Source organism: Citrobacter sp. Cpo071 (genome assembly GCF_030332765.1).
Taxonomy (GTDB): domain Bacteria; phylum Pseudomonadota; class Gammaproteobacteria; order Enterobacterales; family Enterobacteriaceae; genus Citrobacter; species Citrobacter portucalensis.
In genome coordinates this window covers 29,403-54,870 of the sequence record NZ_JAOWHE010000080.1, presented here as the reverse complement: position 1 = coordinate 54,870, position 25,468 = coordinate 29,403, and the positions used below count along the sequence as shown (strand labels likewise).

The window sequence follows — 25,468 nt, the reverse complement described above, 5'->3', positions numbered from 1 at the left end:
GGAGTCAATATGAGCCAACAGCTGGAGCAGATTCTTGCGCTGAACCATGGTGAAAAGCCGGAGTGTGAAAACGTTGATGAACCCCAGCGTACGCTGGTGTTATTTCAACTGGCGGGTAAAAATTTTGCCTTCTATGGGGCGCAAATTAAAGAGATCCTTGCAGAGCGCCCGATCTCCTGGGTTCCCTGTTGCGCGCCAATGCTTGAAGGGGTCATCAACTATCGTGGACGGGTGGAATCGGTAATGAGACTGGACAGCCTGATCGATAAACCTACCGTCAATTCGGCAGGTAAGCGCACTATTTTGATTGGATGCGCCGAGAAAATGCAAAGTGGGATCCTGATAGATAAACTGATTGATGTGTTGGAAGTCGCCGAAAGCCAGATTCATTTGCCAGGAGATTCGTTGCCCCCGGCGTTACAAAGCATCGCTGTGGGGGTGGTTAACGTGATGGAAACCTGGTACACGCTGCTCGATCTGAATCTGGTCTTTGAGCGTTATCAGGAGACCAGCGGTTATGACGGCTCCCACTAATCTGGCGGCGGTACGTATTACTTTGGGAGCGCTAACGTTGTATATACCGGCAAACCAGGTTGGTGTGTGTTCGTTAGTGACTCAGGTTGTGCCTGAAATCCCCCGATTTAGCCAATGGCTGGGGATTGCTGATGAGCCGCAGGAGGGATGGCATTTGCATTTACGCGTCCCGGACAGTGGCGTTGAAACTGGCTGGTACCTGTGGGGACAACTTGAGAATGTGATGCTCTCCGGCGACATTATTTTTGCCGTACCTCCGCTTCTGGCGCGTAACTGTCATCTGCCTGCGCTTCGTGCCCTGGTGGGACGTGAGGCGTTTAGCCCGCTATTAAGCTGGCGCTGACACGCTGCGGGAGCTTTAACGGTCCCGCAGCATGAGAAGGCTGGGAGTGCTAAATCCCGTTACTGGATATAAGCATCAACAGCCCGACTGACCAGCTTAGTCATAAAGTTGTCAATCTTATCAATGGTCTGCTTGTCCTGAAGATCGTAGGTTTTTGCTACGTCATCCAGGTTTTCATAACCGACCCAAACTCGCCCGATCTTATCCTGCCATACGGAGACACGTAACGGCAGATCCAGCGCGACACCCTGTTTATCCTGCATCAGTTTTGTGCCGACTTTAGGGTTACCAAATACCAGGACTTTCGTTGGCCTCAGGTTCATTCCCGCGCCCTCGGCATTTTTCTCGTGATCAATTTCAGTGAATACCGGAACGCCTTCGCTTTTCAGAATGGCTTTCAGACGGGAGACCGTCTCATCGACAGAGAATTTACTTTCCTGGTTTTTGATCTTCTCTGAATTTAACCCAGAACCCAGCCCGATTTTATAGGCTTCAGCGATATCACGAGCCACCTGAGTCATGTCTACGCCTTCTTTGTTGGTCAGCATTGTCACGCAAACCAGTTCATCACCGGCGGTAAAGCGGCTCAGATAGGCACTAAAGCCACCTGTGGTTCCTTTGATTTCCAGAAAACCAGGATGGCGGGTAAATTCCCAGCCGGCCATGGCAGGCACGACTTTGCCATTTTTCAGTTTTGCCGGGCTATAGATAATGTCGCGCAGCTTTTTGTCTTTAACCAGCGTGCTGCCGGCAAGACCGATATCCCACTTACTGATGTCTTCCGCTGACGACCACAGACCACCGTAGGCGAACAGATTATCAGTGGCGATCGCGCTGACAGGCGCCAGTTTGTCACCCGCTGCGACGTAACCTGTTGCAGGCTCAACAGGGTTGATCCAGTCAATTTCTGACTTAAATTTCGAATGCTGATTATGTTGCTTATCAGGCGTCGGGCGATCAAGGAATGCTTTCGTTGGCATGTCTTTTGCGAACATGGTGCTTTGCAGACCTAACGGCGCAATTTGGTATTTGTTGACGAAGTCTACGTAACTCATTCCGCTGACTTTCTCGATAGCCATTCCTAACAGGATAAAGTCAGTTGCGCTGGAGTTGATGTCCGTGCCATTTTTAAATTCGAGCGGTTTATCTTTAACAAGATCCACCAGCTGCGCAGGTGTATATTTTTGCTCTTGTTTATAGCCGAAAGATCTGAAATCAGGGATCCCGGATGAGTGCTGCATTAATTCCAGAATCGTAATGTTATGCCAGTTTTCCGGCAGGCCAGGCAAATAAACACTCACAGGAGTATTAAGATCCAATTTACCTTGCTCTACCAGTTGCATTACTGCGACTGCAGTAAAAGCCTGCGTGATAGGGCCAATTCCCCACATGGTTTTGGTGGAAGCAAGCTCATCATTGGCAGCCGTTGCCAGACCGTATCCCGCTGAGCGCGGAATATAAGGCGCCTGAACAATCGCCATGGATAAACCCGGCAGATTATTTTTCGCCATTACCTCGGCAATGATCTGATCGATATATTTGCCGTTGACCTTTAATTGTGGATCACCACGGTTAACTAAGTAAGTTGTCTCATTTGTACTGGCAGCGGCCAATACCTGAGTAGCTGAAACAGACATGGAAAGTAAAATACATGCCGAAATAACCTTTAACTTAAGATTCATGGAAAAGTTCCGCGCTTAATGAAATTTATTTTGATGGCTAATGGATGAGCGATGTTGTACATACAATTACCCTCGGTAACCGTACTCATAGCTATTACTTAGCTGCTGCCTTTACCTTTTCAACCGTGGTGTCGGTGTCCCATAAATCATTGGCAATGATGCGGTAGTTGGTTAGAGCGGCGAGATAACCGTCACCTTCCGGAATGCGCGGACCCGCTGTCGCATCTTTAACGACGACAACTTCAAAACCTTGCTCAATCAATTCACGCATATGGGATTCAATACACAGATTGGCAGCCATACCGGCGAGAATGACCTGTGAGACACCGCGTTTTCTTAATTGCAGTACCAGGTCGTTGGTTTCTGGTCCGAAAATCTTATGCGGTGAGGCAATGACCGTTTCGCCATCATAAATATATGGCTTAAACTGCGGTAAAAAGTCTGCGCCGGAATTTTCAAAATTCTCCATCGTCAGTGGACCTTTACGACTGAACATTCCAGTGCCGTGCATAAATGTTTCTCCCGGAGCGGTAGATTGCCATTTATGGTCGTGCGGAAAGTAATAATGTGGAGAAATAAAAACAGGCATTTGTGCTTCTTTTGCCATTTTGAACAACGTCTCGAGATTTTCTACAGTATTATTTTCAATAATGCTGTCTTTAAAAACCTCCCAGCCAATACCCTGAGGGCTTAAAAAATCGATCTGTGGATCGACTACCACCAACGCAGCTTCCTTATTATTAAGTGTTATACCTTTGCGTGGTAAGCCATAGGCCTCTGGTTCAGAATAGATTTCTGACATGCTCATCTTGCTCATAAAATTTACCTGTATTTTTATCTAATGTGATAGTGACTATCTGATTATTAAATAGCGCTGGTAAATATGGCATGGTTTCAGAACGGGGCATTTGTTCAGGACGCTGGGAATATTGTCATTACGTATTCTAATAACGATAGTGGGCATATCACTGCCCACTCCGTTAGAGGTCGTATTGCTGGCGTCGCCGTTCTAAACGACGGTCGCGCAGGGTGGAATAAATAAAGGTCATCACAAACAGTAGTGAAAATAGTACGACGATGGTGGGGGCCGGTGCACTGTCGATGAAAAAAGACAGGTACACGCCCATAAACGAGGTAACGACCGACATAATCACCGCCAGCCACAAGGCGTGGGAAAATTTCCGCGTCATTAAAATCGCAATGGCGCCAGGCGCAATCAGTAAGGAGATCGACAAAATAATCCCTACTGATTTTAGCGTGGCGACAATCGTCAGGGCGATCATGCACAGCAGGCCGTAATGTAGCAGTGCAGTGTTAAGCCCACTGGCCTTTGCCTGATGCGGGTCGAACGCATGCAGCAGCAGATCTTTCCACTTAAGCCCAATAATAAGCGCTATCCCAAGCGTAATAACCGCGGTTTGTATGATGTCGCTGAACGATACGCCCAGCATGTCGCCGAACAGAATATGATCGAGATGGACCTCTGACTGGATAGAGACGTACAGCACCAGCCCTGCGCCAAACATGCCGGAAAAGACGATTCCCATCAGGGTATCGCGTTTGATGCGGCTGTTATCGTCGAGATAACCCGTCGCCACCGCACAGAACAGCCCGGCGATAAATGCGCCAATTGCCAGTGGGATGCCCGCAATCCACGCCAGTACAATTCCCGGGAAAACCGCGTGGCTCATTGCATCGCCCATCAGCGCCCAGCCTTTGAGTACTAAAAATACAGACAGCAGCGCGCAGGGCACGGCGACAATGGTGGAGATGACCAGCGCATTGACCATAAAACCAAACTGAAAGGGTTCCAGCAGCGTTGTTAAGATCATACTGACTCCTTGTTCACCAGACGGGCGCGGCGGCGATTCGCCAGCAGACCGTGTTTTGGCGCGAAGACAAATGCCAGCAGGAACAGCAGCGTTTGCAGAACGACAATAATTCCGCCGGTTGCACCGTCCAGCCAGTAGCTCAGCCAGGCGCCGAAAAAGCTGGTCAGGCTGCCAATAGCTACGGCGATAGTGAGCAGGCGTGGAAAACGATCGGTCAGCAGCCAGGCCGTTGCACCGGGCGTAACCACCAGGCAAATCACCAGAAATGCGCCGACGGTTTGCAGCGCGGCGACCGTGGAAACGGAGAGCAGCGTAAAAAATAACAGCTTCAACCGGCCCGGATTCAGACCGATAGAGCGCGCGTGGTTTTCATCAAAAAAAACCACCATCAGATCTTTCCACTTCAAAAACAGGATGGTTAGCGAAATAACCCCGATGATGGCCAGTTGCAGAATATCTTCTGGCGCAATCGCCAGCACGTTGCCGAGAATAATGGTCTGAATATTCACCGACATCGGATTGAGCGACACCATAAACAGCCCGATACCGAAAAAAGACGAAAAAATCAGTCCGATAATCGCATCTTCCTTCAGGCGCGAACGTTGATTAAGAAACAGCATACTGCCCGCCGCCAGTCCGCCGGAAAGGAATGCGCCAAGCGCGAAGGGAAGCCCTAACATATAAGCGCCTGCCACGCCCGGCACGATAGAGTGCGACAGCGCATCGCCAATCAGCGACCAGCCTTTGAGCATCAGATAGCAGGAGAGAAACGCACACAGGCCGCCGACCATTGCCGAGACCCACATGGCGTTGAGCATGTACTGGTAGCCAAACGGCTCCGTTAGCCAGTTCATGGTTATTCCCCCTCGTTTGCCGTGCGTCGCGAAATAAACGGGCGTTCATCATCGGTAATTACGTGCTGTTCACCGCCGCTCAGCGCAACGTGACGCAGTACACCGCTGAATGCCAGTTCGAGATTCTCGGGGGTAAAGGTGGTTTCGGTGGGTCCACTTGCCAGCACCGTGCCCTTAATCATCACCGTGTAATCACAAAACTCGGTGACGGATCCCAAATTATGGGTAGAGACCAGCATGGTTCGACCCTCATCACGCAGTTCACGCAGCAGGTCGATGATCCGGGCCTCGGTTTTTACATCCACGCCGGTAAAGGGTTCATCCAGTAAAATAACCTGTCCGTCCTGTGCAATGGCCCTTGCCAGAAAAACACGCTTTTTCTGCCCACCGGACAGTTCACCTATCTGACGATGGCGATAATCCAGCATATCAACTCGCGCCAGCGCCGCATCTACGCAGGCGTGGTCAATTTGTTTTGGTCGACGCAGCCAGCCCATATGGCCAAAGCGTCCCATCATCACCACATCTTCCACCAGTACCGGAAACGACCAGTCCACCTCTTCTGACTGGGGGACATAGGCGATCAGATTCTGTTTGAGCGCCTTATTTACCGGCTGTTGCAGAATTGAGATTTCCCCCTGCGCCAGGCGGACAAAACCCATCAGCGCTTTAAAAAGCGTTGATTTTCCCGAACCGTTTACGCCGACCAGCGCGGCAATTGAGCCGCCCGGAACCTGAAAAGTGGCGTCCCGCAATGCGGTATGACCGTTGCGATACGTCACCGTAACCTGATTTACGGTAATCGCAGAGTGACTCATGGTTGGCTCTCCAGACCCTTGTTGATGCCGTTAACAATGGTTTGCGTGGTGACGCGCAGTAAATCCAGATAGGTCGGTACCGGACCATCGGCTGCACTGAGCGAATCGACATACAGCACGCCGCCGTAATGTGCGCCAGACTCACGGGCAACCTGACGCGCTGGTTTGTCGGACACGGTGCTTTCGCTAAATACCGTTGGGATATGATGCTCTCTGATGGCATCGATAACCTTGCGTACCTGCTTGGGCGTACCCTGCTGATCGGCATTGATCGGCCACAGATACAGCTCCTTGAGATTGTTATCACGAGCTAAATAAGAGAATGCGCCTTCGCTGGTGACCAGCCAGCGTTTATCAGCAGGGAGCTTTGCCAGTTCTGTATGTAGTGGCGCCAGGGTCTGCTGGATTTTCGCTTTATAATTCTGCGCATTATTCTGGTAGGTTGCGGCATTGTCCGGATCATATTTGATCAGCGCATCGCGAATGTTATCCACGTAGATCAGCGCGTTCTCCGCTGACATCCAGGCATGCGGGTTTGGTTTACCGTTGTACGGCCCTTCGCTGATGCCCATTGGCTGCACGCCGTTTGAGACCATCACTTCTGGTACGCCGGACAAATTTTGGTAGAAGCGGGAAAACCATAGTTCGAGGTTTAGACCGTTAGAGAGAATAAGCTGTGCGCCTTGCGCCCGTTTAATATCGCCTGGGGTTGGTTGATATTCGTGAATTTCAGCACCCGGTTTGGTGATAGAACTAACGTCCGCCGCGTCACCTGCTACATTGCTTGCCATATCGGCAATCACCGTAAAGGTGGTCACCACTTTGAATTTTTCTTTCGCCCAGGCGGGTGACAGCGTCAGCGCTGTTAACACGCTGGCAAGGAGAAATGACTTCAGATGGGGCAGATGCGGCATAGTATCCCTCGCAACAAAGTGGTTAATTTATCATCGAATATAGCCTTTGCTATGTTATATAGCACATGGCATAAACAAATGAAAATAATTCTTATTTGCGTAGGGTGCTAAGGAATAGACGGGGGATAATGTATTTTACGCCGGCACGATTGCCGGCGTGTTGGGGATGAATAACCCGGTGATTATGACTTTTGGAACTCAGTAACGGTTTCCCATGCTACCTGTTGTAACGCTTTGGCGGTGGCAGGGGTCATGTCCGTATCAACAGGAAGCGCGCCGCCGACAGGAGACTGGTTGTACAGGGTGGCGAAGAATACGCAAGCGGCGAGATATGTACCAGAAATAGAAGGGTGTACACCATCATGATAATACAAGTTAATTTCCGGATGGGTCTTGCGCGCTTTCTCGAAAGCGAGACCTACCGGAGCCACATATCCCCCCGTTTTTTGCGCAATGGAGATATAAGCATCCGCCAGCTTTTGGCCATCTTCGGGTTTAGCTTTCTTCGGCCAGGTCATGAAATAGACAACTTTTGCACCTGCTTTATGCGCCATCTCAGCCATTTGGGTTGCAGAGTCAACGAAATTTTTCCGGGTACTTTCTTTCTTTGAAATTGTTTCTGTGGAGTTCCCCTGTAATACCACTACATCCCATTTCTGTAACGTGTTCTGGTAGCGCATATTCTCAATTTGCCAGCCTAAATGACCGCTGGAAATCGTGATCCCCCGATATTTATAGCCTTTGGCATGATCAGGCAGTAAAGACTGCGTCAAATCCCGTAATCGGGTATTGATATTATTGTTATAGAACGTGAACGAGTTTCCATAAAGCGCGACGATTTTATTCTCGCCATCCATTTTAGCATGTGCGGAAGGCGCTAATAACGTATCCGCGTGAGCGCAGATACTGCTCAGTGCCAGGACCGTTGCTGCAGCAAGTAAAGTTATCTTTTTCATCGGTTATCTCTTAGAAGTCGTAACGGAGTCCAACGATGAGCGCATCATCATTGGTTTTTTTGTTCTTACTGGCGAATTCTTTATCGTAAGTAAATGATAACCACGTATCCTCAGCCAATGTTAATTGCGCTTCAGCACGCCAGTCTTCTTTTTCAGCAATATCTTTACCATCTTCATTTAAAAAACTATATCCGGTGAGAACCTTGACGGTGCCAAAATTGTAGGAAATGAGTGAATCCATCCCTTTATAATTATTATCACTTTTGTTATCGCGAGAAATAGAAGTACGCAATGCGGTTACCGCGACTTCATAGGCTTTATAACTGAGTTGTAATCCTCCCATAATTTGATCGTTTTGATTACGCCCATCGGTGGTCACTACGCCATCCTGTCGTTTGTAACGACTGGCCGCGAGTGCTGGTGTAATTCTAAAATCACCAAATTTGAAAGACTTGCGATAGCTGGCCATCGCGCCGTAATCCAGGGCTTCGTTATCGCTGTTGCCATTCCCAGAAACCCACGCCAGCTGAATCTCATTGCCAGCAAATTTGGCGTTCCACTGTACGGTGCCGTCCTGGCGGTTGAACTGGTATGAATCATCAATGGTTGTAATGCCATAGCTATAGATATTAGGGGTGAAATTTTTGTACTTATCGGTCATTTTCATTACCTGATACAACGGATTTTTGGTTCTCCCGGTGATCAGTTCACCCCATGTTTTATTTGACAGACCGACATAAGAATAACGGGCCTCCATATCGCTTTCACCGGTATTGTTATCATTTTTTTCGGTACGTACCTGCCATTCCAGGCGACCCACGATTTTGGTATCTGGCAGAAGATCCAGATCTCGGGTGAGGTAAATACCTACACGGCCACCCAGATCGCTTCGGCTTTCACTGCCAGCAAATGAATTCTGACCACTTGCTATTTTTCCCTCAACGCGGCCATAGATATCCAGAGTATTGCCATCCTTATTATAGACGTTTAAGGCGAACGCCGAGGAACTCATACCCATAAGTAATATTAGTGAATAATTTTTTAGCTTCATGTCATCCCTCAAACCAGCATTAGTTTCCTGACCATAAATAAAGTTCACAGCGAGGTAATTGTTTGTGGAAAAGGAGTGTCAGCGGTATGGGAATTATTTTTTCTCGTAATGAAATGTGATTATTCACGCATAAATATCACTAATTTCACTATTGTATTAATGGTTTTTATATTTAATGCGCATTTCTGCTGAAATATTACGCCTGCTTGGAATGTAATTCACAAATTACTGTGAAGTACATCTCATTTCTACTTGGTGGAAAAAACGAAAATGGGAATATTGTATTCTCATGGCCGTTTTTTGGGTGGGAATACTATTTTCCCCTATAATCTGGAAAACAGATCCTGCAAAATTGATTAATCACATTTTCGATTATGATGCATTCATTGGCCGGAGAGGCGCTGTATGTTCGGTAAGCAAACAACGGTATTTGATTCTGATCTTTATTCTTCATTGTTCACCCAAGGTCGGATGCGGGAAATATGGTCTGACGACAATCTGCTGCGGTGTTGGTTGCGATTTGAGGCAACCGTCGCTCGAGTGCAAGGTGAGCAGGGGATTATCCCTGAGCAAGCCGCCGTCGAAATTGAAAAAACGTGTAGGGAAATACGGATAGATTGGCCGGCCCTTGCACAGGAAACACAGACGGTTGGTATGGCGATAAAACCGCTGATCGATCAGATCTCTGCTTGCGGTACACCTTTAGTAAGTCAGTTTTTGCACTGGGGATGTACTACCCAGGATCTGCTGGACTCTGGCATGGCGATGAGACTGCAACAAACGTTGCAGCTGCTGCGCGAGCAATTGCTCGATGTTGGCGAGGCAATGAAAGCGATGGCAATACGTCATACCCGAACGGTGATGGTTGCACGCACCAATTCAGTGGATGCTTCTGCGACAACGTGGGGGCTGCATGTTTGCAGTTATCTGGCAGAGATTAACCGCCATCTGATAAGACTTCAGCAGCTGTACCCGCGAGCTGTAACCGGGCTCTTTGGCGGCGCGGTAGGTAATTTGGCCTCCGTAGGAGAGCAGGGAATGGAAACACGTGAACGACTGATGTTGGCACTGGGTCTGAACGTACCCTGCGGTATTAATAATGCCAGCCAGGATGCGGTTGTTGAAGTTGTGCAGTTTTTTGCCCTTGTTCACGGCACGCTATGTCGTCTGGCCAACGATGTCGAAACAATGGGACGCACGCCGATTGCTGAAGTGCTTGAGGGAGAAGGTGGTGGAGGGTCGAGCACGATGCCGCACAAGGTTAATCCGCGCGCCAGTAATATGATGCAAACGCTGGCAAGGATGGGATGGATGTATGCGTCTGGCGCCCCAGCAATGCTGGATCAACAGGATGTGCGAGCCGCCTCAATGAGGGTATTAAACTGGACAATCCTCCCGGAGGCCTCAAATGCTTTATCGACCAGCCTGACACGCGCAAAGAATCTGCTTTCGCATCTCATTATTAATGAAGAGAAGATGCGTGCTAATTTCGATTGCTCAAAGCACTTTATTATGTCGGAATCACTGACGATGAGACTTGCCGCCAAAATCGGCAGAGAGTCCGCCTATAACTTAGTGAAAAACCTGCTAAAGCATGCAACTGGAGAGCACAGCTTCATGGAGATCGTGCAGGCTAGCCCGGAAATCCGCGCATCATTGTCTGTAGAGGAAATTACCACCGCCTGCGAGCCGCTGTCATATATCGGGGCTAACGACGCGCTAATCGCTGAAACTTTAGCTGAGTTCGAGCGCGTGAAAACGGTAGAGATTGCCTGATTTGTCTTGCTGCCGGGAGGGATAACTCTCCTGGCGGCTGGCGGTGCTAAGTGTTGTGTGCTGATGCAGAAAACGTTTCGAAAAAGACAAATAACTCTTCAAGTTGTGCAAAATTCCCCTCGTTATCTCCTTTCTCATAAGCCAGATGCAATATGAGTTCGATAAAAAAGAAGCCGAGTATACGGCTTTGAAAAATGGACTGTACGTCGCTGGGAAGAACAAACTGCAGATCGCAAAATTTACCGTAAGGGTTCGCTTCTGAGTTGGTAACCAGTACCACGACGGCGTTCTTTTTTCTGAACCACTTTGCAATATTGAGGGCAACCCGATTAAATCGATAGTAGGAGAACACAATCAGGACATCCTCTTCCTCAATATTGATGAGACATTTGGGGAGTTCGCTGATGTCCGTCGGTAAAAGGGTGATGTCACTGCGAAAGTACTTTAACAGTGTACAAAAATGCGTTGCCATTGCATGAGATGATGACGGACCGACGACATAAATATGACGTTGATTGTTCAGTACCAGATCGATAAACGCATTAAGGCTTTCAATGTCGATATTATTTTTAAATTGATTAAATAATTCTGATACTTTATGGGTGAAATCAGTAACGATACTTTCAGTGGTAATGCTGGGATTGTTACGTAGTTTGATGTTTTTCTCAAAAGGTGCGGATATTTTATTTTTTGACAGCGTAATGTCTAATGCTTTGCGAAAAGCGGCGTAACCCGTAAACCCAATCTTATTTAAAAATCGGCCAATGGTTGCTTTGCTTACCATCGCATTTTGCGAGAGGTCAACAATGCCATGATAGGGAAGTTCATTGAAGTGTTTATTAATGTACTCATTGAGTCGGCACTCAGATTCAGTTAGATCACCCATATTAAGAGTAAGTAAGTTATACTCATCCAGACTTAACGTGTTTTTTTTGTACATGGATAACACCCGATGACTATTGTATATCAACGTTGTTATAGGGTAATACACTTTCGACGTCAATCATAGAATGAATATGTTGGAAACCCGCATCCAGCCTTTTCTGAGGTCTGCGACTACATTCAGATGTAGTTGCGATCTTACTCACAAAAAGAGGTGGGAAAACACCTTTCCCGTATTTTACAACCACACAACCCATTACAATTAAATCTCAATATTTGAGCATGTAATACGATAAATTTACGTACATATTATAGCTGCTTATATATGGGAGTGATTTTTTACTATCCTATATAAGCTATGATGATATGACAGGTAACCCTACCCGATTTGTATGGCATAGGAATTGTTATTATGACAGCGTTTATTATAGCAATAGTGATAACAGTTATTGCTGCATGGTTAATTGTGAAAAATTATCAGCCGCAAACTGTTTTATTACTCGCTGGACTGGCATTATTGACCATTACCGTACTGTTTTATCCTGAAAACAGCATTCTCTACGATAAAGCAAAATCCACGGGGTCAACCTGGTTGGATATCTTTAGCTTTGCAAAAGAATCGCTCACCACACAAATTGCAGGTATTGGTCTTATCATCATGGCTGCGGGTGGATTTGCCAGCTATATGGATCACATTAAAGCGTCGAATGCGATGGTCAATATGTGCATTCGACCGCTGCAGGTGATTAAAGCGCCTTACCTGATCCTTGCGCTGGGGTATATCTGCGCACAGCTTCTGCATGTGGCAATTTCAAGTGCGGCGGGACTGGCGATGTTGCTGCTGGTGACATTCTTCCCGGTTCTGGTTCGTCTGGGGGTCAGTAAAGCCTCTGCGGCCGCGATGATTGGTCTGTGCGCGTTTATGGATCTAGGGCCCGCGGTAGGTACTGCGAATCTGGCGGCTAAACATGCTGGCATGGAAAGCGCGATCTACTTTGCGCATTACCAGATGCCGGTTGCGGTGGTGGTGATGCTGGCCGTTGCGGTGGTGATTTACTTTACCGCGAAGTATTTCGACAAAAAAGATGGCTTCGTACCGGGGGCGCAAAGCGTGGCGCAAGCGGAAGAAGAAGGCCGAAAGGTACCCGCTATTTACGCGCTGTTACCCGTCCTGCCTGTCGTTCTGGTGCTGGTCTTTAGCCCTTTGGTTATCAAGTCCATCAAAATAGACGTGGTCACGGCGATGATCCTTGGCGCTGTCGTCGCATTTTTCTTTGAACTGGTGGCTACCCGAGATTTCAAAAGCTGCTGCAAAGGGATACAGGTCTTTTTCAAAGGGATGGGCAGCATGTTTACCAGCATCGTTTCCTTGCTGGTGTGTGCGGATATCTATGCCCAGGGGCTGCAGAAAATTGGTGCGGTGGACTACCTGTTACAGTCAGTGCAAAACGCAGGACTGGGCTTTACCAGCATGACCCTGGTGATGACCGCACTGGTGGGTGTAACCGCCGTCCTGACGGGCTCTGGCGTTGCCGCCTTTTTCTCTTTCTCCGGCCTGGCCCCCTCCATTGCAGCAAAATTTGGTGAGAGTGCAGTCAATATGATCCTGCCTATGCAGTTAATGGCGGGAATGGGGCGCTCAATGTCCCCAGTGGCTGGAATCATTATTGCGGTGAGTAAAGCAGGAGAATGTTCACCGTTTATGATCGTCAGAAGAACGCTGCTTCCAGCGCTGGCCGGTATCGCGGCGATGCTGGTTGCCAACTATGTCCTGATTTGAATCCCTGGAGCCTGCTAATGCAGGCTCTTATTTTTTATCTGGTTGTAATTTATGGATGGCAACGTGACAAACGATGTTTTATACGTCCCGTTTACGGGGAAGTTACTGCTTGAATCTCCGTTATTAAACAAGGGAAGCAGCTTCACGCAGCAAGAAAGGTATGACTTTAACCTGAGTGGGCTACTGCCTTGTGCCATTGAGAATATTGATGAACAAGCCGAACGGGCGTATCAACAATATCTTGAGGCTGAATCCCACAACGCTCGACATATTTACTTGCGTAATATCCAGGATACTAACGAAACGTTATTTTATTACCTGTTGAAAAAGCATCTTCCAGAGATGCTGCCCATCGTTTATACCCCGGTAGTCGGGGCCGCCTGTGAAAAATTCTCGTGGATATATCGTCGTGCACGCGGTGTCTTTATCTCCTGGCCCGATCGCGATCGTATTGACGATATTTTGCATGATATTCCGCGGCACGATATCAAGGTCATCGTCGTCACCGATGGTGAGCGCATTCTGGGGCTAGGTGACCAGGGCGTTGGCGGTATGGGGATTCCTATCGGGAAACTGTCGCTCTATACCGTCTGTGGCGGGGTAAATCCGGCGAATACGCTACCTATTTTACTGGATGTCGGCACGAATAATGCGCGACTGCTGGACGATCCGCGCTATATCGGCTGGCGTCATCCGCGCATAACTGGTGAAGACTATTTCGCATTTATTGGAATGTTTATTGCCGCCGTAAAACGGCGCTGGCCTAACGTTCTGCTGCAGTTTGAAGATTTTGCCCAGCATACTGCGGTGCCGCTGCTGGACCGTTATCGCGATGAGATGTGCTGTTTTAACGATGACATTCAGGGCACGGCGTCGGTAGCTCTGGCGACTCTGGTTGCGGCCTGCCGAGGCAGCGGTCGTGACTTCCGTCAGCAATCAATCGTAATTGTGGGGGCGGGTGCTGCAGGATGTGGGATCGCCCGGCATATTATTGCCTGCCGCATCAGTGAAGGAATGAGCGAGGACGAAGCCAGACGGAGCATTTTTATGGTGGATCGCGACGGTCTGGTGATGACCAGCAATAATGCCTTAGCTGATTTCCAGCAGCCGCTGGCGCAGTCTCCCGAGGCCGTATCTTACTGGCAGTTTGAGGGGCTGGCACCGTCGCTACTGGAGGTTATCCACAATGCCAAACCCACGGTGATGCTGGGTGTGTCGGGTCAGGCTGGATTGTTCTCGCAGGAGGTCATTAGCACGATGTACCAATACTGCGGCCGCCCGATCGTTATGCCGTTGTCGAATCCCACTTCGAGAATGGAAGCGCGACCAGAAGATATCATTCGCTGGACCGAGGGACAGGCCATCATCGCGACCGGTAGTCCCTGCGGTGTGATTGAATTTAATGGACGCTCCATTCCGGTGGCGCAGTGTAATAACGTGTATGTTTTCCCGGCCATCGGTCTGGGGGCTATCGCCAGTGGTGCGACACGCGTAACAGAGGCTATGCTGATGGCGGCAAGCCGTGCGCTGGCCGATGCTTCCCCGTTGGTGCGTAACGGGGAAGGTGCTCTGTTGCCGGAGATTGAGACAATCTGTGAGGTGACCCGCAGCATTGCCTTTGAGGTCGGTAAGGCAGCGCAGCTGTCGGGCGTGGCAGAGAAGATGAGCGACGACGCGCTGTTGCAAAGCATAAAAGATAACTTTTGGTTACCACACTACCGTCCTTATAAACGCAGGGCAATTTAGCCGTTGTGACGAGTAAGTGGTACTCGGGTCTTGGTTGCCTTCATGATTAAGGTGTATTATTTATGCAACTTAATTGTGGAGGCATCATGTCCGGCAAACGCATTGCACGTGAAAAAATGACGATCCAGAGAATGATTTCGCTCTACGAGAGCCAGTGCCCGCAGGCTTCAGACGAGCCGGGGCATTACGATGCGTTATTTGCCTATGCGCAAAAGCGCCTCGACAAGTGCGTATTTGGTGAGGAAAAACCGGCCTGTAAACAGTGTCCTGTGCACTGTTATCAACCTGCTAAACGCGAAGAGATGAAGCAAATTATGCGTTGGGCTGGGCCGAGAATGCTCTGGCGTCACCCGATTCTGACCGTACGTCACCTGATTGATGACAAACGTCCAGTGCCGGAGTTACCCGAGAAGTACCAGCGGAAAAAATAAGGTCGCTGTGCGCCGGATGGCGGCTGCGCCTTATCTGGCCTACGAGAATAAGTGCATCTGTCGCGTAGGCCCGATGCGCATTGCGCCATCGGGCAACTTAGCCATGTGGTGATGAATGGCGACTACGCTTTGGTGGCAATCAGAATAGCTGAGGCTTTGATCAGCGCAACAACACGGCTTCCCTGACTCAGTTTCATCTCTTGCTGACTTTCGTTGGTGACGACGGCAACAATCTCGAAGCCTGCGTCAGTTTTGATATGTACCGTGGCGTTGACTGCGCCTTCTGTGACCTGGGAAACACTGCCAGCAAACTGGTTGCGGGCAGAGAACTTCAGACCACAGTCTTCAGTTGCCAGCGTCACCCATGGCGCTTTAATCAGGGCAATTGCTTCTTTCCCTTTCGCCAGACCCAGCGCCTGCTGGCTGCTATGGGTTACAATCGCGACCAGTTTTGCGCCGCCAGCCAGCGTCAGTTCAACTTCATCATTCACTGCGCCCGTAGCGACTGCGCTCACCGTACCGGTTAATTGATTACGTGCTGATACCGCCATACTGCCTCCTTTCGTTGAGATATCACCCAGTATAGCCACACTGGCTAAACCAGTGCATCCTTATCAATGCCTAATCGCTTCATGCGTGAGAGTAACGTTGTACGTTTCAACCCCAGCCTTTGTGCCGCGCCTTTGGGACCGGCAACCACCCCGTTGGTTTCTTTCAGTACGCGCATAATCAACTGGTATTCATCTTCACCGTCCTGCGCGACTTCGGTTGCCACCGGAGGCGTGGACGGCGTCAAAGGGGCAATATCCGGAAGGGACAGTTGCAGTACGTTGCCCCGGGTAAGCAGAACCGCACGTTCTACCACGTTTTCCAGCTCACGCACGTTACCCGGCCATTCCATACAGCTCAGCGTGCGCAGAGCCTCGGCAGGAATACTGTCGATATTGCGTCCCATCCGACGAGCAATTTTGAAGGTGAAGGCTTTTACCAGCAGCGGAATATCTTCCGGGCGCTCACGCAGCGGCGGCAGATGGATCGGGAAGACGTTCAGCCGGTAATACAGATCGTTACGAAATTCGCGATCGGCAACCATCTTCTTCAGATCGCGGTTGGTAGCGGCGATCAAGCGCACGTCGGTCTGGATCAGCTTATTACTGCCCAGACGTTCAAATTCCTGCTCTTGCAGAACCCGCAGTAGCTTAGGCTGAAGCTCCAGCGGCATATCGCCAACTTCATCGAGGAACAGCGAACTTTTATCTGCCAGCTCGAAACGACCAATCCGCTGCGTGCTGGCACCGGTAAACGCGCCACGCTCGTGACCAAACAGATCGCTTTCCAGTAATCCGGCAGGCATTGCCGCGCAGTTCATCTTCACCATCCGACGGGCGTTACGTCCGCTCAGGTTGTGAATGGCTCGTGCGATCAGCTCTTTACCCGTTCCGGTCTCACCCAGAATCAAGACGGTGCTGTCGCTTTGCGCCACCATTTCGACCTGCTTGAGTACGCTGTACATCGCTTCGCTGCGACCAATGATTTCGCCGAACTCACTCTCTACGTTGTTGAGTTGTTCAGTCAACGCCAGGTTTTCATCGACCAGACGTTCCTTCAGGCGGTGGATCTCCTGATAGGCGAGGGCGTTATCCACGGCAATTGCCACACGCTCGGCAATCTGGCGCAATAGCTTGAGGTTGGCGGTAGTGAAAACTTTCTCTTCGCACTGTGCCAGTTTGAGTACGCCGAGCATAGTATTGCCGGACATCAGCGGTAGCAGACACAGGGTTTGTAGCTGGTTGCCCCAGGTTTCGAACAGCATCCGTTCGTAAGGGGCAAGGATGTCACGTTCGCTCAGGTTGATCAGCAGCATCTCTTTGCTTTTGAAGACCCGTTCAGAGAGCGTTCCCGCTTCGTCCACTTCACTCTGTTCGTGTGCCGGATGATGTTCATCCAGATAGTGAGTGGAATAGATACTGAGTTTATTTTTGCGATCGCTGCGTAACACGATGCTGATGGCATCGATGTCGAAGTAGTGGTGGATCTCTTTGGCGACTTCGCTGACCAGCTCATCAATATCCAGTCGGGAGAGCACGGCATTGGTGATGGCGACCAGGATGCGAAAGTTGTCACGCTCACGACACAGCAGATCGTAATCGACGTTGTTGCTGACTCTGCTTTGAATTTGTTCAGCAACGACGCCGACTATCTGAGTGAAGGTCTGTAGACGGTTATATTCTTTTTCACTCCACGGACGGTCTTCGTTACGGATGAATTCGCAACCGCCAAAGATGCGCCCATCTGCCGCCAGTGGCAGCAGGCAGTAGTGGCCAAATTCAGAATACAGTCCACCTGAAGCCAATTGTGGCCATGTTTCCGTAAACTCATGATAGTTGCAGTGCAACGCATCAGGGCGAGACAAAATACGGCGTACCGGACCATGTGCCAGCACCGTTTCGTCTTCATAATCGATGGGTTTACCATTTTCACGCGTTGCAAAATAACGCGCACGTTGCGTTTGTGCCTGCCATAAGACAATAGCCGCGCAGTCGGCCAGCGCTGAACGCTTGACCAGCTGCGAAAGCGCCTCGCTAAGAGACGGGAGATCGGGCTGCTGTAATAATGTACGAGTAATATCGAACAGGCCTTGCTGTCCGAGGTCACTCATCGGTGTATACGACATATTGCTTTTCCAGGGAAAGCACCGCAGAACGGTGCGAAAACGGTAAATGAATTATAGGTATAAGTCGTAAATTATTGCCGGATGGCCTGCCACTGAACTGGCCAGGATATACAATCCGTTGGCCCGATCAGCAAAGCGGTATCAGGCATAATGCAGCATTAACGCCGGATGTTGACGCTAATGCGTCTTATACGGCCTACAGCATGCTGCCAACCGGCTGCTAGCATATACGAGGTAATGGTTCGGCGTGTGGTAAATCGAGGGTTCGTTTCACGCCGTAGAGTCCGGCAAGACGAACACCTTTGCGTTCGACCACTTCACCAATCATTGCGGCATCGCACCCTAACGGATGCGCGCGCAGCGCGGCAAGCACGGTTTCAGCGGCCTGGCGTTCAACGGCAATCACCAGTTTGCCTTCGTTAGCAAAGTTGAGCGCATCCAGACCCAGCAGCTCGCAAACGCCACGCACCGCTGGCTTCACGGGCAGAGCAGCTTCCGACAGCTCAATACCAAATCCGCATGCAGCGGCAAATTCATGCGTGACCGCATTCACGCCGCCACGGGTGGCGTCACGAAGCGCCTTCACGCCAGGAATATCACGCAGCGTCTGGATAAGAGGTGTTAACACCGCGCAGTCGCTGACCAGTTCGCCATCCAGACCCAATTGCTCGCGTAGGTTAAGGATAGTTGCGCCGTGATCGCCAAGAGAGCCACTGACCAGCAGCACATCACCCACGCTGAGAGTCTGTGCACCCCAGTGAATGTTGGCGGGAATTGCCCCCATTCCGGCAGTGTTAATGAACAGCTTGTCTGCTGCACCACGCTGCACGACTTTGGTATCGCCAGTCACGATGGCGATGCCTGCTTCGCGCGCGGTTGCTGCCATGCTGTTAACAACGGTTTTCAGTGTCTCCATCGGCAGACCCTCTTCGAGGATAAAACCGCAGGAGAGGTAGCGTGGAATAGCCCCGCTGACCGCTACGTCGTTAGCCGTACCGCAGATGGCCAGCTTGCCGATATTGCCGCCGGGGAAGAACAACGGATCGATAACGTAGCTGTCAGTTGAAAACGCCAGACGATCGCCTTCTGCCACCAGTTGTGCCAATTCCAGACGCGCTTGATCTTCTTGTTCCGCCAGCCACGGATTCGCGAAAGCCTCCATAAACAGACTGTTGATCAACTGCTGCATAGCCTGACCGCCGCTACCGTGGGCGAGTTGTACGCTGCTCATGCTTCACACTCCTGCTGACGATACTGATACCAGGCGGCACATGCGCCTTCTGAGGAGACCATCAGGGCGCCAAACGCGGTCTCCGGGTTACACGTTTTGCCAAACAACGGGCACTGATGTGGTTTACATCTGCCTGTCAGCACTTCCCCACAACGCGCGCGCGGATCGTCATACACCTGCTGCGGCGCTGGCTGGAAATGTGCTTCGGCATCAAAGCGCTGATAGTCCGGCGTCAGGTGAACGCCAGAGGATTCGATAACGCCCAGACCGCGCCATTCGCTGTCACCATTGACGCAGAACACCTCGGCAATGGCCTGTTGCGCTAACGCGTTACCGGCATCCGGTACCACGCGGCGGTACTGGTTTTCTACCTGGCTTTGGGCTGCAATTTTCTGCTCAATTAACATCACTACGCCTTGCAGGAGATCGAGCGGTTCAAAACCGGCGACCACCAGCGGGCGATGGAAATCTGAAGCAATGAAATTATAGGCGTCGGTGCCAATCACCATGCTGACGTGGCCCGGCGCTAAAAAGGCGTCGATACCGTTGTCCGGCTGTTCCAGAAGGCTGCGCAGCGTAGGGATAAGCGTGATGTGCTGGCAGAAAAAGTAAAAGTTCTGCACGTCACGCTGCTTTGCCTGTTGCAGGGTGATAGCGGTCGTTGGCATTGTGGTTTCAAAACCCAGGCCAAAGAACACCACTTTACGCGTTGGGTTTTCCTGCGCCAGCTTCAGTGCATCCATCGGTGAATAGACAATACGGATATCCGCACCGCGCGCCTTGGCTTGCAGCAGGGAGCCTTGCTTACCCGGGACGCGCATAGCGTCGCCAAAGGTGCAGAAAATCACTTCTGGATGGCTGGCAATTTCTACACAGCTGTCGATTCTGCCCATCGGCAGAACGCAAACCGGGCAACCCGGACCATGAATAAACTCCACGTTTTCCGGTAGCAACTGGTCGAGCCCGAATTTGAAGATAGCGTGGGTATGACCACCACAAACTTCCATGATCCGCAGCGGGCGTTCAGCCGTGTAGGAGAGGTGGGCGGCACGTTCGCACAGGTGCTCTATCAACTGCATCACCTGTTCTGGTGCGCGGTATTCGTCAACAAAACGCATTTATTTTTCCTCGCCGTACAGCAACGCGCCGACATCCGGCTCAACGTCAAACATGTTTTGCAGCGCGTCGAGCGTATCGCGCGCTTCAGCTTCATTAATGATGCTCATGGCAAAACCGACGTGGACCAGTACCCACTGGCCGATGCGCGGTTGACCATGTTCATCACAGCTACCGACCAGCGTCAGGTCGACGTCGCGCTGAATACCGCAGACGTCGACTTTGGCCTGGTTGCCATCAATGGTGCGGATTTGACCCGGAACACCTATGCACATCGCTGCGTCTCCAGCCAGGAGAGCCATTGATCCATCCCTTCACCACTGGTGGCGGAAATTAGGATAATCTCAATCCCCGGGTTCACTTCCCGGGCGCTGGCGATGCATTTTTCAACGTCAAAATTGAGGTACGGCAATAGATCCACTTTGTTGAGCAGCATCAGCGATGCGGCGGCAAACATATGCGGGTATTTCAGCGGTTTGTCTTCACCTTCGGTTACTGAAAGCACGGCCACTTTATGGCGCTCGCCGAGGTCGAAGCTGGCCGGGCAGACCAGGTTGCCGACGTTTTCAATGAACAGAATACCGTTATCGTCAAGCGGCAAACGCGGCGCGGCGTCAGCAATCATTTGTGCGTCAAGGTGGCAACCTTTACCGGTGTTGACCTGAATGGCGGGTGTGCCTGTGGCGCGAATACGGGCGGCATCGTTCACCGTTTGCTGGTCACCTTCAATAACGGCGCACGGCACGCTATCTTTCAGCTTCATCAGCGTTTCGGTCAGCAGGGTAGTTTTACCAGAGCCCGGGCTTGAAACAAGGTTCAGCACCAGATGCTGACGGGCCGCAAAGCGGGCACGGTTGCGCTCGGCGAGGCGGTTGTTTTTGTCCAGTACGTCAATTTCCACTTCCAGCATACGGCGTTGGCTCATACCTGGTGCGTGGGTTCCGGCCTCACCGTGACCGTAGTGCAAATCGCCTTCTTCAGTCTGGCTCGGGGTGAAATTTGAGGTCTTCACACCGGTAATATTCAGCGCCGGACGAGCCGCCGGGGCAAATGGCGCGCTGCGAAACGCCGAGTGGGGATTATGCTCATCACCCTCTATATATAGGTTGCCTTCAGCGCAACCACATGTCGTACACATCGCTCACTCCTGATCTTTTTACTTGCGATACATCTGTTGCCGGATGGCTGCGTTGCCTTATCCGGCCTACAAACGAGCTGTTTCTGTAGGCTGGATAAGACGCTTAAGCGTCGCCATCAGGCGCTGGAGTTTCATCTATTTCAATACGTCGAATCTGTAAGCCGTCATCGGCCACAATTCTCAGCATATCGCTGTTGCATTGCGGGCATCGGCGCACGCGTTGCGTCAGTAACGTGACGTATTGCTGACAAGATTCGCACCAACATTCGGCTTCTTGTTCTTCGAGGTGGAGTTTACAACCTTCTGCAAGGGTCCCGCGGCATACCAGATCAAAACAAAAGGAGAGAGCGCTGGTTTCTACGCAAGAAAATGCGCCAATTTTGAGCCAGACCCCAGTTACTCGCTTAGCACCGTGTTGCGTGGCCTGTTGTTCAATCAATTCCAGTGCCCGTTGGCAGAGGGTTATTTCGTGCATACCGCCTCCTGTGAAGTTGCCGTATTAAAAGCAATAAGCATGCCAGGTTGAATTTTTTCATTCGTGACAATGACGACGATGACGAAATGACATGTCGTCACCCGCCTTTGATTTTTTATCTATATGAAAATTAAGTGATTTAATTTTGGCATGAAATGTGCTTAAGGCTGTTCATCTCTGCTAAACGGGTAACCTGACATGACTATTTGGGAAATAAGCGAAAAAGCCGATTACATCGCTGAACGGCATCGTCGCCTACAGGACCAGTGGCGTATTTACTGCAACTCGCTGGTTCAGGGGATCACCCTGTCAAAAGCGCGTTTGCATCATGCGATGAGCTGCGCACCGGACAAGGATCTCTGCTTCGTCCTTTTTGAACACTTCACTATCTACGTCACGCTGGCGGACGGCTTTAACAGCCATACCATCGAATACTACGTCGAAACGAAAGACGGTGATGATAAGCAGCTGATTGCACAGGCAGAATTGACTATCGACGGTAAGGTCGATGAGCGTATTAGCAACCGCGATCGCGAGCAGGTGCTGGAGCACTATCTCGAAAAAATCGCCACCGTCTACGACAGCCTGTACACCGCGGTTGAGAACAATATGCCGGTGAATTTAAGCCAGCTGGTTGAGGGACATAGCCCGGCTTAAGCCTCGGGTGCTGCCCACTTTGTCATGGTGCGGTCTACATACTGCGTCACGACGTTTTAGGGAATGGGCATGTCGAAAAATGTCGAAATGACATTTGGTAGACATGTTTTCGTCAAAAATGACTATCACCTGAGGAATGCCTGGTGAATCGTTTTGTAATTGCTGACTCCACTCTTTGTATTGGCTGCCACACCTGTGAAGCCGCCTGCTCAGAGACACATCGCCAGCATGGCCTGCAGTCAATGCCGCGCCTGAAAGTGATGTTAAATGAAAAAGAATCCGCGCCGCAGCTTTGCCACCAGTGTGAAGATGCGCCTTGCGCCACCGTGTGTCCGGTTAATGCCATTAACCGCGTTGATGGCGCCGTACAGCTGAACGAAAGCCTGTGCGTAAGCTGCAAACTGTGCGGGATCGCTTGTCCGTTTGGCGCGATAGAGTTTTCCGGTAGCCGTCCGCTACACATTCCGGCAAACGCCAATACGCCAAAAGCGCCTCCGGCTCCGCCAGCGCCTGCTCGCGTGAGTTCGCTGTTGGACTGGGTTCCTGGCGTTCGTGCCATCGCGGTGAAATGCGATCTGTGTAGTTTTGACGAGCAAGGTCCTGCCTGCGTGCGCATGTGTCCGACCAAAGCCCTGCATCTGGTGAGCAACATGGATATCGCCCGCGCCAGCAAACGTAAGCGAGAGCTGACTTTCAATACCGATTTCGGCGATCTCACCTTGTTTCAGCAGGCTCAGAGTGGGGATGCAAAATGAGCGCAATTTCACTGATTAACAGCGGCGTAGCCTGGTTTACAGCGGCTGCGGTTCTGGCATTTCTGTTTTCATTTCATAAATCGCTGAGCGGCTGGATTGCTGGGGTTGGCGGTGCAGTCGGCAGCCTGTGTACGGCAGCCGCGGGTTTTACCGTTCTGACTAATGCGCTGGCAGTGAGCGGCGTGATGCCGTTTATTGGTCACAGTCTGCAAATTACTCCGCTTAATGCTATCTGGCTGATTACACTGGGCCTGTGCGGCCTGTTTGTCAGCCTGTACAACATTGACTGGCATCGTCATCCGCAGGTGAAAGCTAACGGCCTGCTGGTGAATCTGCTGATGGCCGCGGCGGTATGTGCGGTGGTTGCCAGCAACCTCGGTACGCTGGTGGTGATGGCGGAAATCATGGCGCTGTGTGCCGTGTTCCTTACCGGATGCAGTAAAGAAGGCAAACTGTGGTTTGCACTGGGGCGTATTGGTACGCTGCTGCTGGCGGTCGCCTGCTACCTGGTGTGGCAACGTTACGGCACACTGGAGCTGCGTCTGCTAGACCTGCGCACCCAGGAGCTGCCGCTCGGGTCTGACATCTGGCTGCTGGGCGTGGCAGGTTTTGGCCTGCTGGCCGGGATTATTCCGCTGCACGGTTGGGTGCCACAGGCACACGCCAATGCCAGCGCACCGGCTGCGGCGCTGTTCTCTACCGTCGTCATGAAGGTTGGTCTGCTGGGTATTCTCTCCCTGTCGCTGCTGGGCGGTAACGCGCCGCTGTGGTGGGGGATTACGCTGCTGGTGCTGGGCATGATCACCGCGTTTGTTGGTGGTCTGTATGCGCTGATGGAACACAATATCCAGCGCCTGCTGGCGTACCACACGCTGGAAAACATCGGCATTATTCTGCTGGGTCTGGGCGCTGGCGTGACCGGAATTTCCCTGAATCAACCGGCGCTGATCGCGCTGGGTTTGACCGGCGGTCTGTACCACCTGGTAAACCACAGCCTGTTCAAAAGCGTTCTGTTCCTGGGGGCTGGCAGCATCTGGTTCCGTACCGGTCATCGTGATATCGAAAAACTGGGCGGTATCGGTAAACGTATGCCGGTTATCTCGCTGGCGATGCTGGTTGGTCTGATGGCGATGGCCGCACTGCCGCCGCTGAACGGTTTTGCCGGTGAGTGGGTTATCTACCAATCCTTCTTTAAGCTTGGCAACAGCGGCGCGTTTGTCGGTAGCCTGTTAGGACCGTTGCTGGCGGTAGGGCTGGCAATTACCGGCGCGCTGGCGGTGATGTGTATGGCGAAAGTCTATGGCGTTACGTTCCTTGGCGCACCGCGCACGAAGGAAGCTGAAAATGCCTGCTGCGCGCCAATCCTGATGGGAGTGAGCGTCGTCGCGCTGGCTATCTGCTGCGTGATTGGCGGCGTTGCTGCGCCGTGGCTGCTGCCGATGATCTCCTCTGCCGTTCCGCTGCCGTTGGAAACCGCGAACACCACCGTTTCTCAGCCAATGATCACGCTGCTGCTGATCGCGTGTCCGCTGCTGCCGTTCATCATCATGGCCATTTTCAAAGGCAACCGTCTGCCGTCGCGTTCACGCGGTGCTGCATGGGTGTGTGGTTACGATCACGAGCAGTCAATGGTGATTACCGCGCACGGTTTTGCTATGCCGGTGAAAGAAGCCTTTGCCCCGGTACTCAAACTGCGTAAATGGCTGAACCCGGTATCACTGGTTCCGGGCTGGCAGAATGCGGCTGCACCGGTGCTGTTCCGTCGCCTGGCGCTGATTGAGCTGGCGGTGCTGGTGGTGATTGTGGTTTCACGAGGAGCCTGA

General features: G+C 51.2%; 25 protein-coding genes. 9 read left to right on the top strand and 16 right to left on the bottom strand.

Going from position 1 to position 25,468, the window contains the following annotated elements:
* Positions 1-9 precede the first annotated feature (9 nt).
* Positions 10-534, top strand: coding sequence for a chemotaxis protein CheW (locus OGY09_RS12360; RefSeq protein WP_032944769.1), 525 nt, complete (start codon positions 10-12; stop codon positions 532-534).
* Entirely contained in the window at positions 518-877 is a 360-nt protein-coding gene (locus OGY09_RS12355; protein ID WP_003825861.1) for a hypothetical protein, read from the top strand. Before OGY09_RS12360 ends, OGY09_RS12355 begins: the two co-directional genes overlap by 17 nt.
* A 59-nt stretch (positions 878-936) precedes the next feature.
* On the opposite strand, the gene OGY09_RS12350 is transcribed toward OGY09_RS12355, so the two are convergent.
* The 8 genes from OGY09_RS12350 to OGY09_RS12315 form a co-directional block, all read right to left on the bottom strand.
* Positions 937-2,559, bottom strand: a complete 1,623-nt coding sequence (locus OGY09_RS12350) for a serine hydrolase (RefSeq protein ID WP_032944766.1) — start codon at positions 2,557-2,559, stop codon at positions 937-939.
* Between the two features lie 94 nt (positions 2,560-2,653).
* The gene (locus OGY09_RS12345) at positions 2,654-3,376 is read right to left on the bottom strand and encodes a cysteine hydrolase family protein (RefSeq protein WP_008785644.1); all 723 of its coding nucleotides are present in this window, start codon (positions 3,374-3,376) and stop codon (positions 2,654-2,656) included.
* A gap of 163 nt (positions 3,377-3,539) precedes the next feature.
* Positions 3,540-4,391, bottom strand: a complete 852-nt coding sequence (gene sitD, locus OGY09_RS12340; protein WP_032944764.1) for an iron/manganese ABC transporter permease subunit SitD — start codon at positions 4,389-4,391, stop codon at positions 3,540-3,542.
* Positions 4,388-5,245, bottom strand: coding sequence for an iron/manganese ABC transporter permease subunit SitC (gene sitC, locus OGY09_RS12335; RefSeq protein ID WP_008785642.1), 858 nt, complete (start codon positions 5,243-5,245; stop codon positions 4,388-4,390). Before sitC ends, sitD begins: the two co-directional genes overlap by 4 nt.
* A gap of 2 nt (positions 5,246-5,247) precedes the next feature.
* On the bottom strand, positions 5,248-6,063 hold the full coding sequence (sitB, locus tag OGY09_RS12330; protein WP_003825870.1) for an iron/manganese ABC transporter ATP-binding protein SitB: 816 nt from the start codon (positions 6,061-6,063) through the stop codon (positions 5,248-5,250).
* Positions 6,060-6,977, bottom strand: a complete 918-nt coding sequence (locus OGY09_RS12325) for a metal ABC transporter substrate-binding protein (protein ID WP_008785641.1) — start codon at positions 6,975-6,977, stop codon at positions 6,060-6,062. Before OGY09_RS12325 ends, sitB begins: the two co-directional genes overlap by 4 nt.
* 182 nt (positions 6,978-7,159) lie before the next feature.
* The gene (locus tag OGY09_RS12320) at positions 7,160-7,933 is read right to left on the bottom strand and encodes an SGNH/GDSL hydrolase family protein (RefSeq protein WP_032944761.1); all 774 of its coding nucleotides are present in this window, start codon (positions 7,931-7,933) and stop codon (positions 7,160-7,162) included.
* 10 nt (positions 7,934-7,943) lie between these two features.
* Positions 7,944-8,984, bottom strand: a complete 1,041-nt coding sequence (locus OGY09_RS12315) for a porin (protein ID WP_032944758.1) — start codon at positions 8,982-8,984, stop codon at positions 7,944-7,946.
* Between the two features lie 405 nt (positions 8,985-9,389).
* Here OGY09_RS12315 and OGY09_RS12310 point away from each other — a divergent pair, with 405 nt between their 5' ends.
* The gene (locus OGY09_RS12310; RefSeq protein ID WP_032944756.1) at positions 9,390-10,760 is read left to right on the top strand and encodes a class-II fumarase/aspartase family protein; all 1,371 of its coding nucleotides are present in this window, start codon (positions 9,390-9,392) and stop codon (positions 10,758-10,760) included.
* Positions 10,761-10,806: 46 nt separating this feature from the next.
* On the opposite strand, the gene OGY09_RS12305 is transcribed toward OGY09_RS12310, so the two are convergent.
* Positions 10,807-11,700 (bottom strand): MurR/RpiR family transcriptional regulator, encoded by an 894-nt coding sequence (locus OGY09_RS12305; protein ID WP_003825882.1) that lies wholly within the window; start codon positions 11,698-11,700, stop codon positions 10,807-10,809.
* Positions 11,701-12,054: 354 nt separating this feature from the next.
* On the opposite strand from OGY09_RS12305, the gene dcuC reads away from it, so the two are divergent.
* The 3 genes from dcuC (at position 12,055) to OGY09_RS12290 (ending at position 15,599) form a co-directional block, all read left to right on the top strand.
* Positions 12,055-13,422, top strand: a complete 1,368-nt coding sequence (dcuC, locus tag OGY09_RS12300) for a C4-dicarboxylate transporter DcuC (protein ID WP_003825883.1) — start codon at positions 12,055-12,057, stop codon at positions 13,420-13,422.
* A 51-nt stretch (positions 13,423-13,473) separates the two neighbouring features.
* Complete coding sequence (locus OGY09_RS12295) at positions 13,474-15,168, top strand: NAD-dependent malic enzyme (RefSeq protein ID WP_032944752.1); 1,695 nt, start codon at positions 13,474-13,476, stop codon at positions 15,166-15,168.
* A gap of 86 nt (positions 15,169-15,254) precedes the next feature.
* Positions 15,255-15,599 carry a nitrous oxide-stimulated promoter family protein gene (locus tag OGY09_RS12290; protein WP_003825888.1) on the top strand — a complete coding sequence of 115 codons (345 nt, stop codon included), beginning with the start codon at positions 15,255-15,257 and terminating at the stop codon, positions 15,597-15,599.
* Between the two features lie 122 nt (positions 15,600-15,721).
* Here OGY09_RS12290 and OGY09_RS12285 read toward each other — a convergent pair whose 3' ends face one another.
* From OGY09_RS12285 to hypA, 7 genes are all read right to left on the bottom strand, one after another.
* Positions 15,722-16,150 carry a TOBE domain-containing protein gene (locus OGY09_RS12285; RefSeq protein ID WP_003825890.1) on the bottom strand — a complete coding sequence of 143 codons (429 nt, stop codon included), beginning with the start codon at positions 16,148-16,150 and terminating at the stop codon, positions 15,722-15,724.
* A 44-nt stretch (positions 16,151-16,194) separates the two neighbouring features.
* Entirely contained in the window at positions 16,195-18,273 is a 2,079-nt protein-coding gene (gene flhA, locus OGY09_RS12280) for a formate hydrogenlyase transcriptional activator FlhA (protein ID WP_032944751.1), read from the bottom strand.
* 220 nt (positions 18,274-18,493) lie between these two features.
* Entirely contained in the window at positions 18,494-19,504 is a 1,011-nt protein-coding gene (hypE, locus tag OGY09_RS12275; RefSeq protein ID WP_032944749.1) for a hydrogenase maturation carbamoyl dehydratase HypE, read from the bottom strand.
* Complete coding sequence (gene hypD, locus OGY09_RS12270; RefSeq protein ID WP_003825899.1) at positions 19,501-20,622, bottom strand: hydrogenase formation protein HypD; 1,122 nt, start codon at positions 20,620-20,622, stop codon at positions 19,501-19,503. Before hypD ends, hypE begins: the two co-directional genes overlap by 4 nt.
* Positions 20,623-20,895 carry a hydrogenase 3 maturation protein HypC gene (hypC, locus tag OGY09_RS12265; RefSeq protein WP_032944747.1) on the bottom strand — a complete coding sequence of 91 codons (273 nt, stop codon included), beginning with the start codon at positions 20,893-20,895 and terminating at the stop codon, positions 20,623-20,625.
* On the bottom strand, positions 20,886-21,758 hold the full coding sequence (gene hypB / locus OGY09_RS12260) for a hydrogenase nickel incorporation protein HypB (protein WP_003037409.1): 873 nt from the start codon (positions 21,756-21,758) through the stop codon (positions 20,886-20,888). The genes hypC and hypB overlap by 10 nt, the downstream gene beginning before the upstream one ends.
* Before the next feature lie 103 nt (positions 21,759-21,861).
* Positions 21,862-22,233: a hydrogenase maturation nickel metallochaperone HypA gene (gene hypA, locus OGY09_RS12255; RefSeq protein WP_008785634.1), complete on the bottom strand. Its 372-nt coding sequence runs from the start codon at positions 22,231-22,233 to the stop codon at positions 21,862-21,864.
* A 198-nt stretch (positions 22,234-22,431) separates the two neighbouring features.
* Here hypA and hycA point away from each other — a divergent pair, with 198 nt between their 5' ends.
* From hycA to hycC, 3 genes are all read left to right on the top strand, one after another.
* Complete coding sequence (gene hycA, locus OGY09_RS12250; RefSeq protein WP_008785633.1) at positions 22,432-22,890, top strand: formate hydrogenlyase regulator HycA; 459 nt, start codon at positions 22,432-22,434, stop codon at positions 22,888-22,890.
* Positions 22,891-23,033: 143 nt separating this feature from the next.
* Positions 23,034-23,645: a formate hydrogenlyase subunit HycB gene (gene hycB / locus OGY09_RS12245; protein ID WP_003825909.1), complete on the top strand. Its 612-nt coding sequence runs from the start codon at positions 23,034-23,036 to the stop codon at positions 23,643-23,645.
* Positions 23,642-25,468, top strand: coding sequence for a formate hydrogenlyase subunit 3 (hycC, locus tag OGY09_RS12240; protein WP_003825912.1), 1,827 nt, complete (start codon positions 23,642-23,644; stop codon positions 25,466-25,468). The genes hycB and hycC overlap by 4 nt, the downstream gene beginning before the upstream one ends.

Coding starts and splice junctions, on each gene's coding strand:
- OGY09_RS12360 (WP_032944769.1), top strand. CDS start 10: ATGAGCCAACAGCTGGAGCAGATTCTTGCGCTGAACCATGGTGAAAAG.
- OGY09_RS12355 (WP_003825861.1), top strand. CDS start 518: ATGACGGCTCCCACTAATCTGGCGGCGGTACGTATTACTTTGGGAGCG.
- OGY09_RS12350 (WP_032944766.1), bottom strand. CDS start 2,559: ATGAATCTTAAGTTAAAGGTTATTTCGGCATGTATTTTACTTTCCATG.
- OGY09_RS12345 (WP_008785644.1), bottom strand. CDS start 3,376: ATGAGCAAGATGAGCATGTCAGAAATCTATTCTGAACCAGAGGCCTAT.
- sitD (WP_032944764.1), bottom strand. CDS start 4,391: ATGATCTTAACAACGCTGCTGGAACCCTTTCAGTTTGGTTTTATGGTC.
- sitC (WP_008785642.1), bottom strand. CDS start 5,245: ATGAACTGGCTAACGGAGCCGTTTGGCTACCAGTACATGCTCAACGCC.
- sitB (WP_003825870.1), bottom strand. CDS start 6,063: ATGAGTCACTCTGCGATTACCGTAAATCAGGTTACGGTGACGTATCGC.
- OGY09_RS12325 (WP_008785641.1), bottom strand. CDS start 6,977: ATGCCGCATCTGCCCCATCTGAAGTCATTTCTCCTTGCCAGCGTGTTA.
- OGY09_RS12320 (WP_032944761.1), bottom strand. CDS start 7,933: ATGAAAAAGATAACTTTACTTGCTGCAGCAACGGTCCTGGCACTGAGC.
- OGY09_RS12315 (WP_032944758.1), bottom strand. CDS start 8,984: ATGAAGCTAAAAAATTATTCACTAATATTACTTATGGGTATGAGTTCC.
- OGY09_RS12310 (WP_032944756.1), top strand. CDS start 9,390: ATGTTCGGTAAGCAAACAACGGTATTTGATTCTGATCTTTATTCTTCA.
- OGY09_RS12305 (WP_003825882.1), bottom strand. CDS start 11,700: ATGTACAAAAAAAACACGTTAAGTCTGGATGAGTATAACTTACTTACT.
- dcuC (WP_003825883.1), top strand. CDS start 12,055: ATGACAGCGTTTATTATAGCAATAGTGATAACAGTTATTGCTGCATGG.
- OGY09_RS12295 (WP_032944752.1), top strand. CDS start 13,474: ATGGATGGCAACGTGACAAACGATGTTTTATACGTCCCGTTTACGGGG.
- OGY09_RS12290 (WP_003825888.1), top strand. CDS start 15,255: ATGTCCGGCAAACGCATTGCACGTGAAAAAATGACGATCCAGAGAATG.
- OGY09_RS12285 (WP_003825890.1), bottom strand. CDS start 16,150: ATGGCGGTATCAGCACGTAATCAATTAACCGGTACGGTGAGCGCAGTC.
- flhA (WP_032944751.1), bottom strand. CDS start 18,273: ATGTCGTATACACCGATGAGTGACCTCGGACAGCAAGGCCTGTTCGAT.
- hypE (WP_032944749.1), bottom strand. CDS start 19,504: ATGAGCAGCGTACAACTCGCCCACGGTAGCGGCGGTCAGGCTATGCAG.
- hypD (WP_003825899.1), bottom strand. CDS start 20,622: ATGCGTTTTGTTGACGAATACCGCGCACCAGAACAGGTGATGCAGTTG.
- hypC (WP_032944747.1), bottom strand. CDS start 20,895: ATGTGCATAGGTGTTCCGGGTCAAATCCGCACCATTGATGGCAACCAG.
- hypB (WP_003037409.1), bottom strand. CDS start 21,758: ATGTGTACGACATGTGGTTGCGCTGAAGGCAACCTATATATAGAGGGT.
- hypA (WP_008785634.1), bottom strand. CDS start 22,233: ATGCACGAAATAACCCTCTGCCAACGGGCACTGGAATTGATTGAACAA.
- hycA (WP_008785633.1), top strand. CDS start 22,432: ATGACTATTTGGGAAATAAGCGAAAAAGCCGATTACATCGCTGAACGG.
- hycC (WP_003825912.1), top strand. CDS start 23,642: ATGAGCGCAATTTCACTGATTAACAGCGGCGTAGCCTGGTTTACAGCG.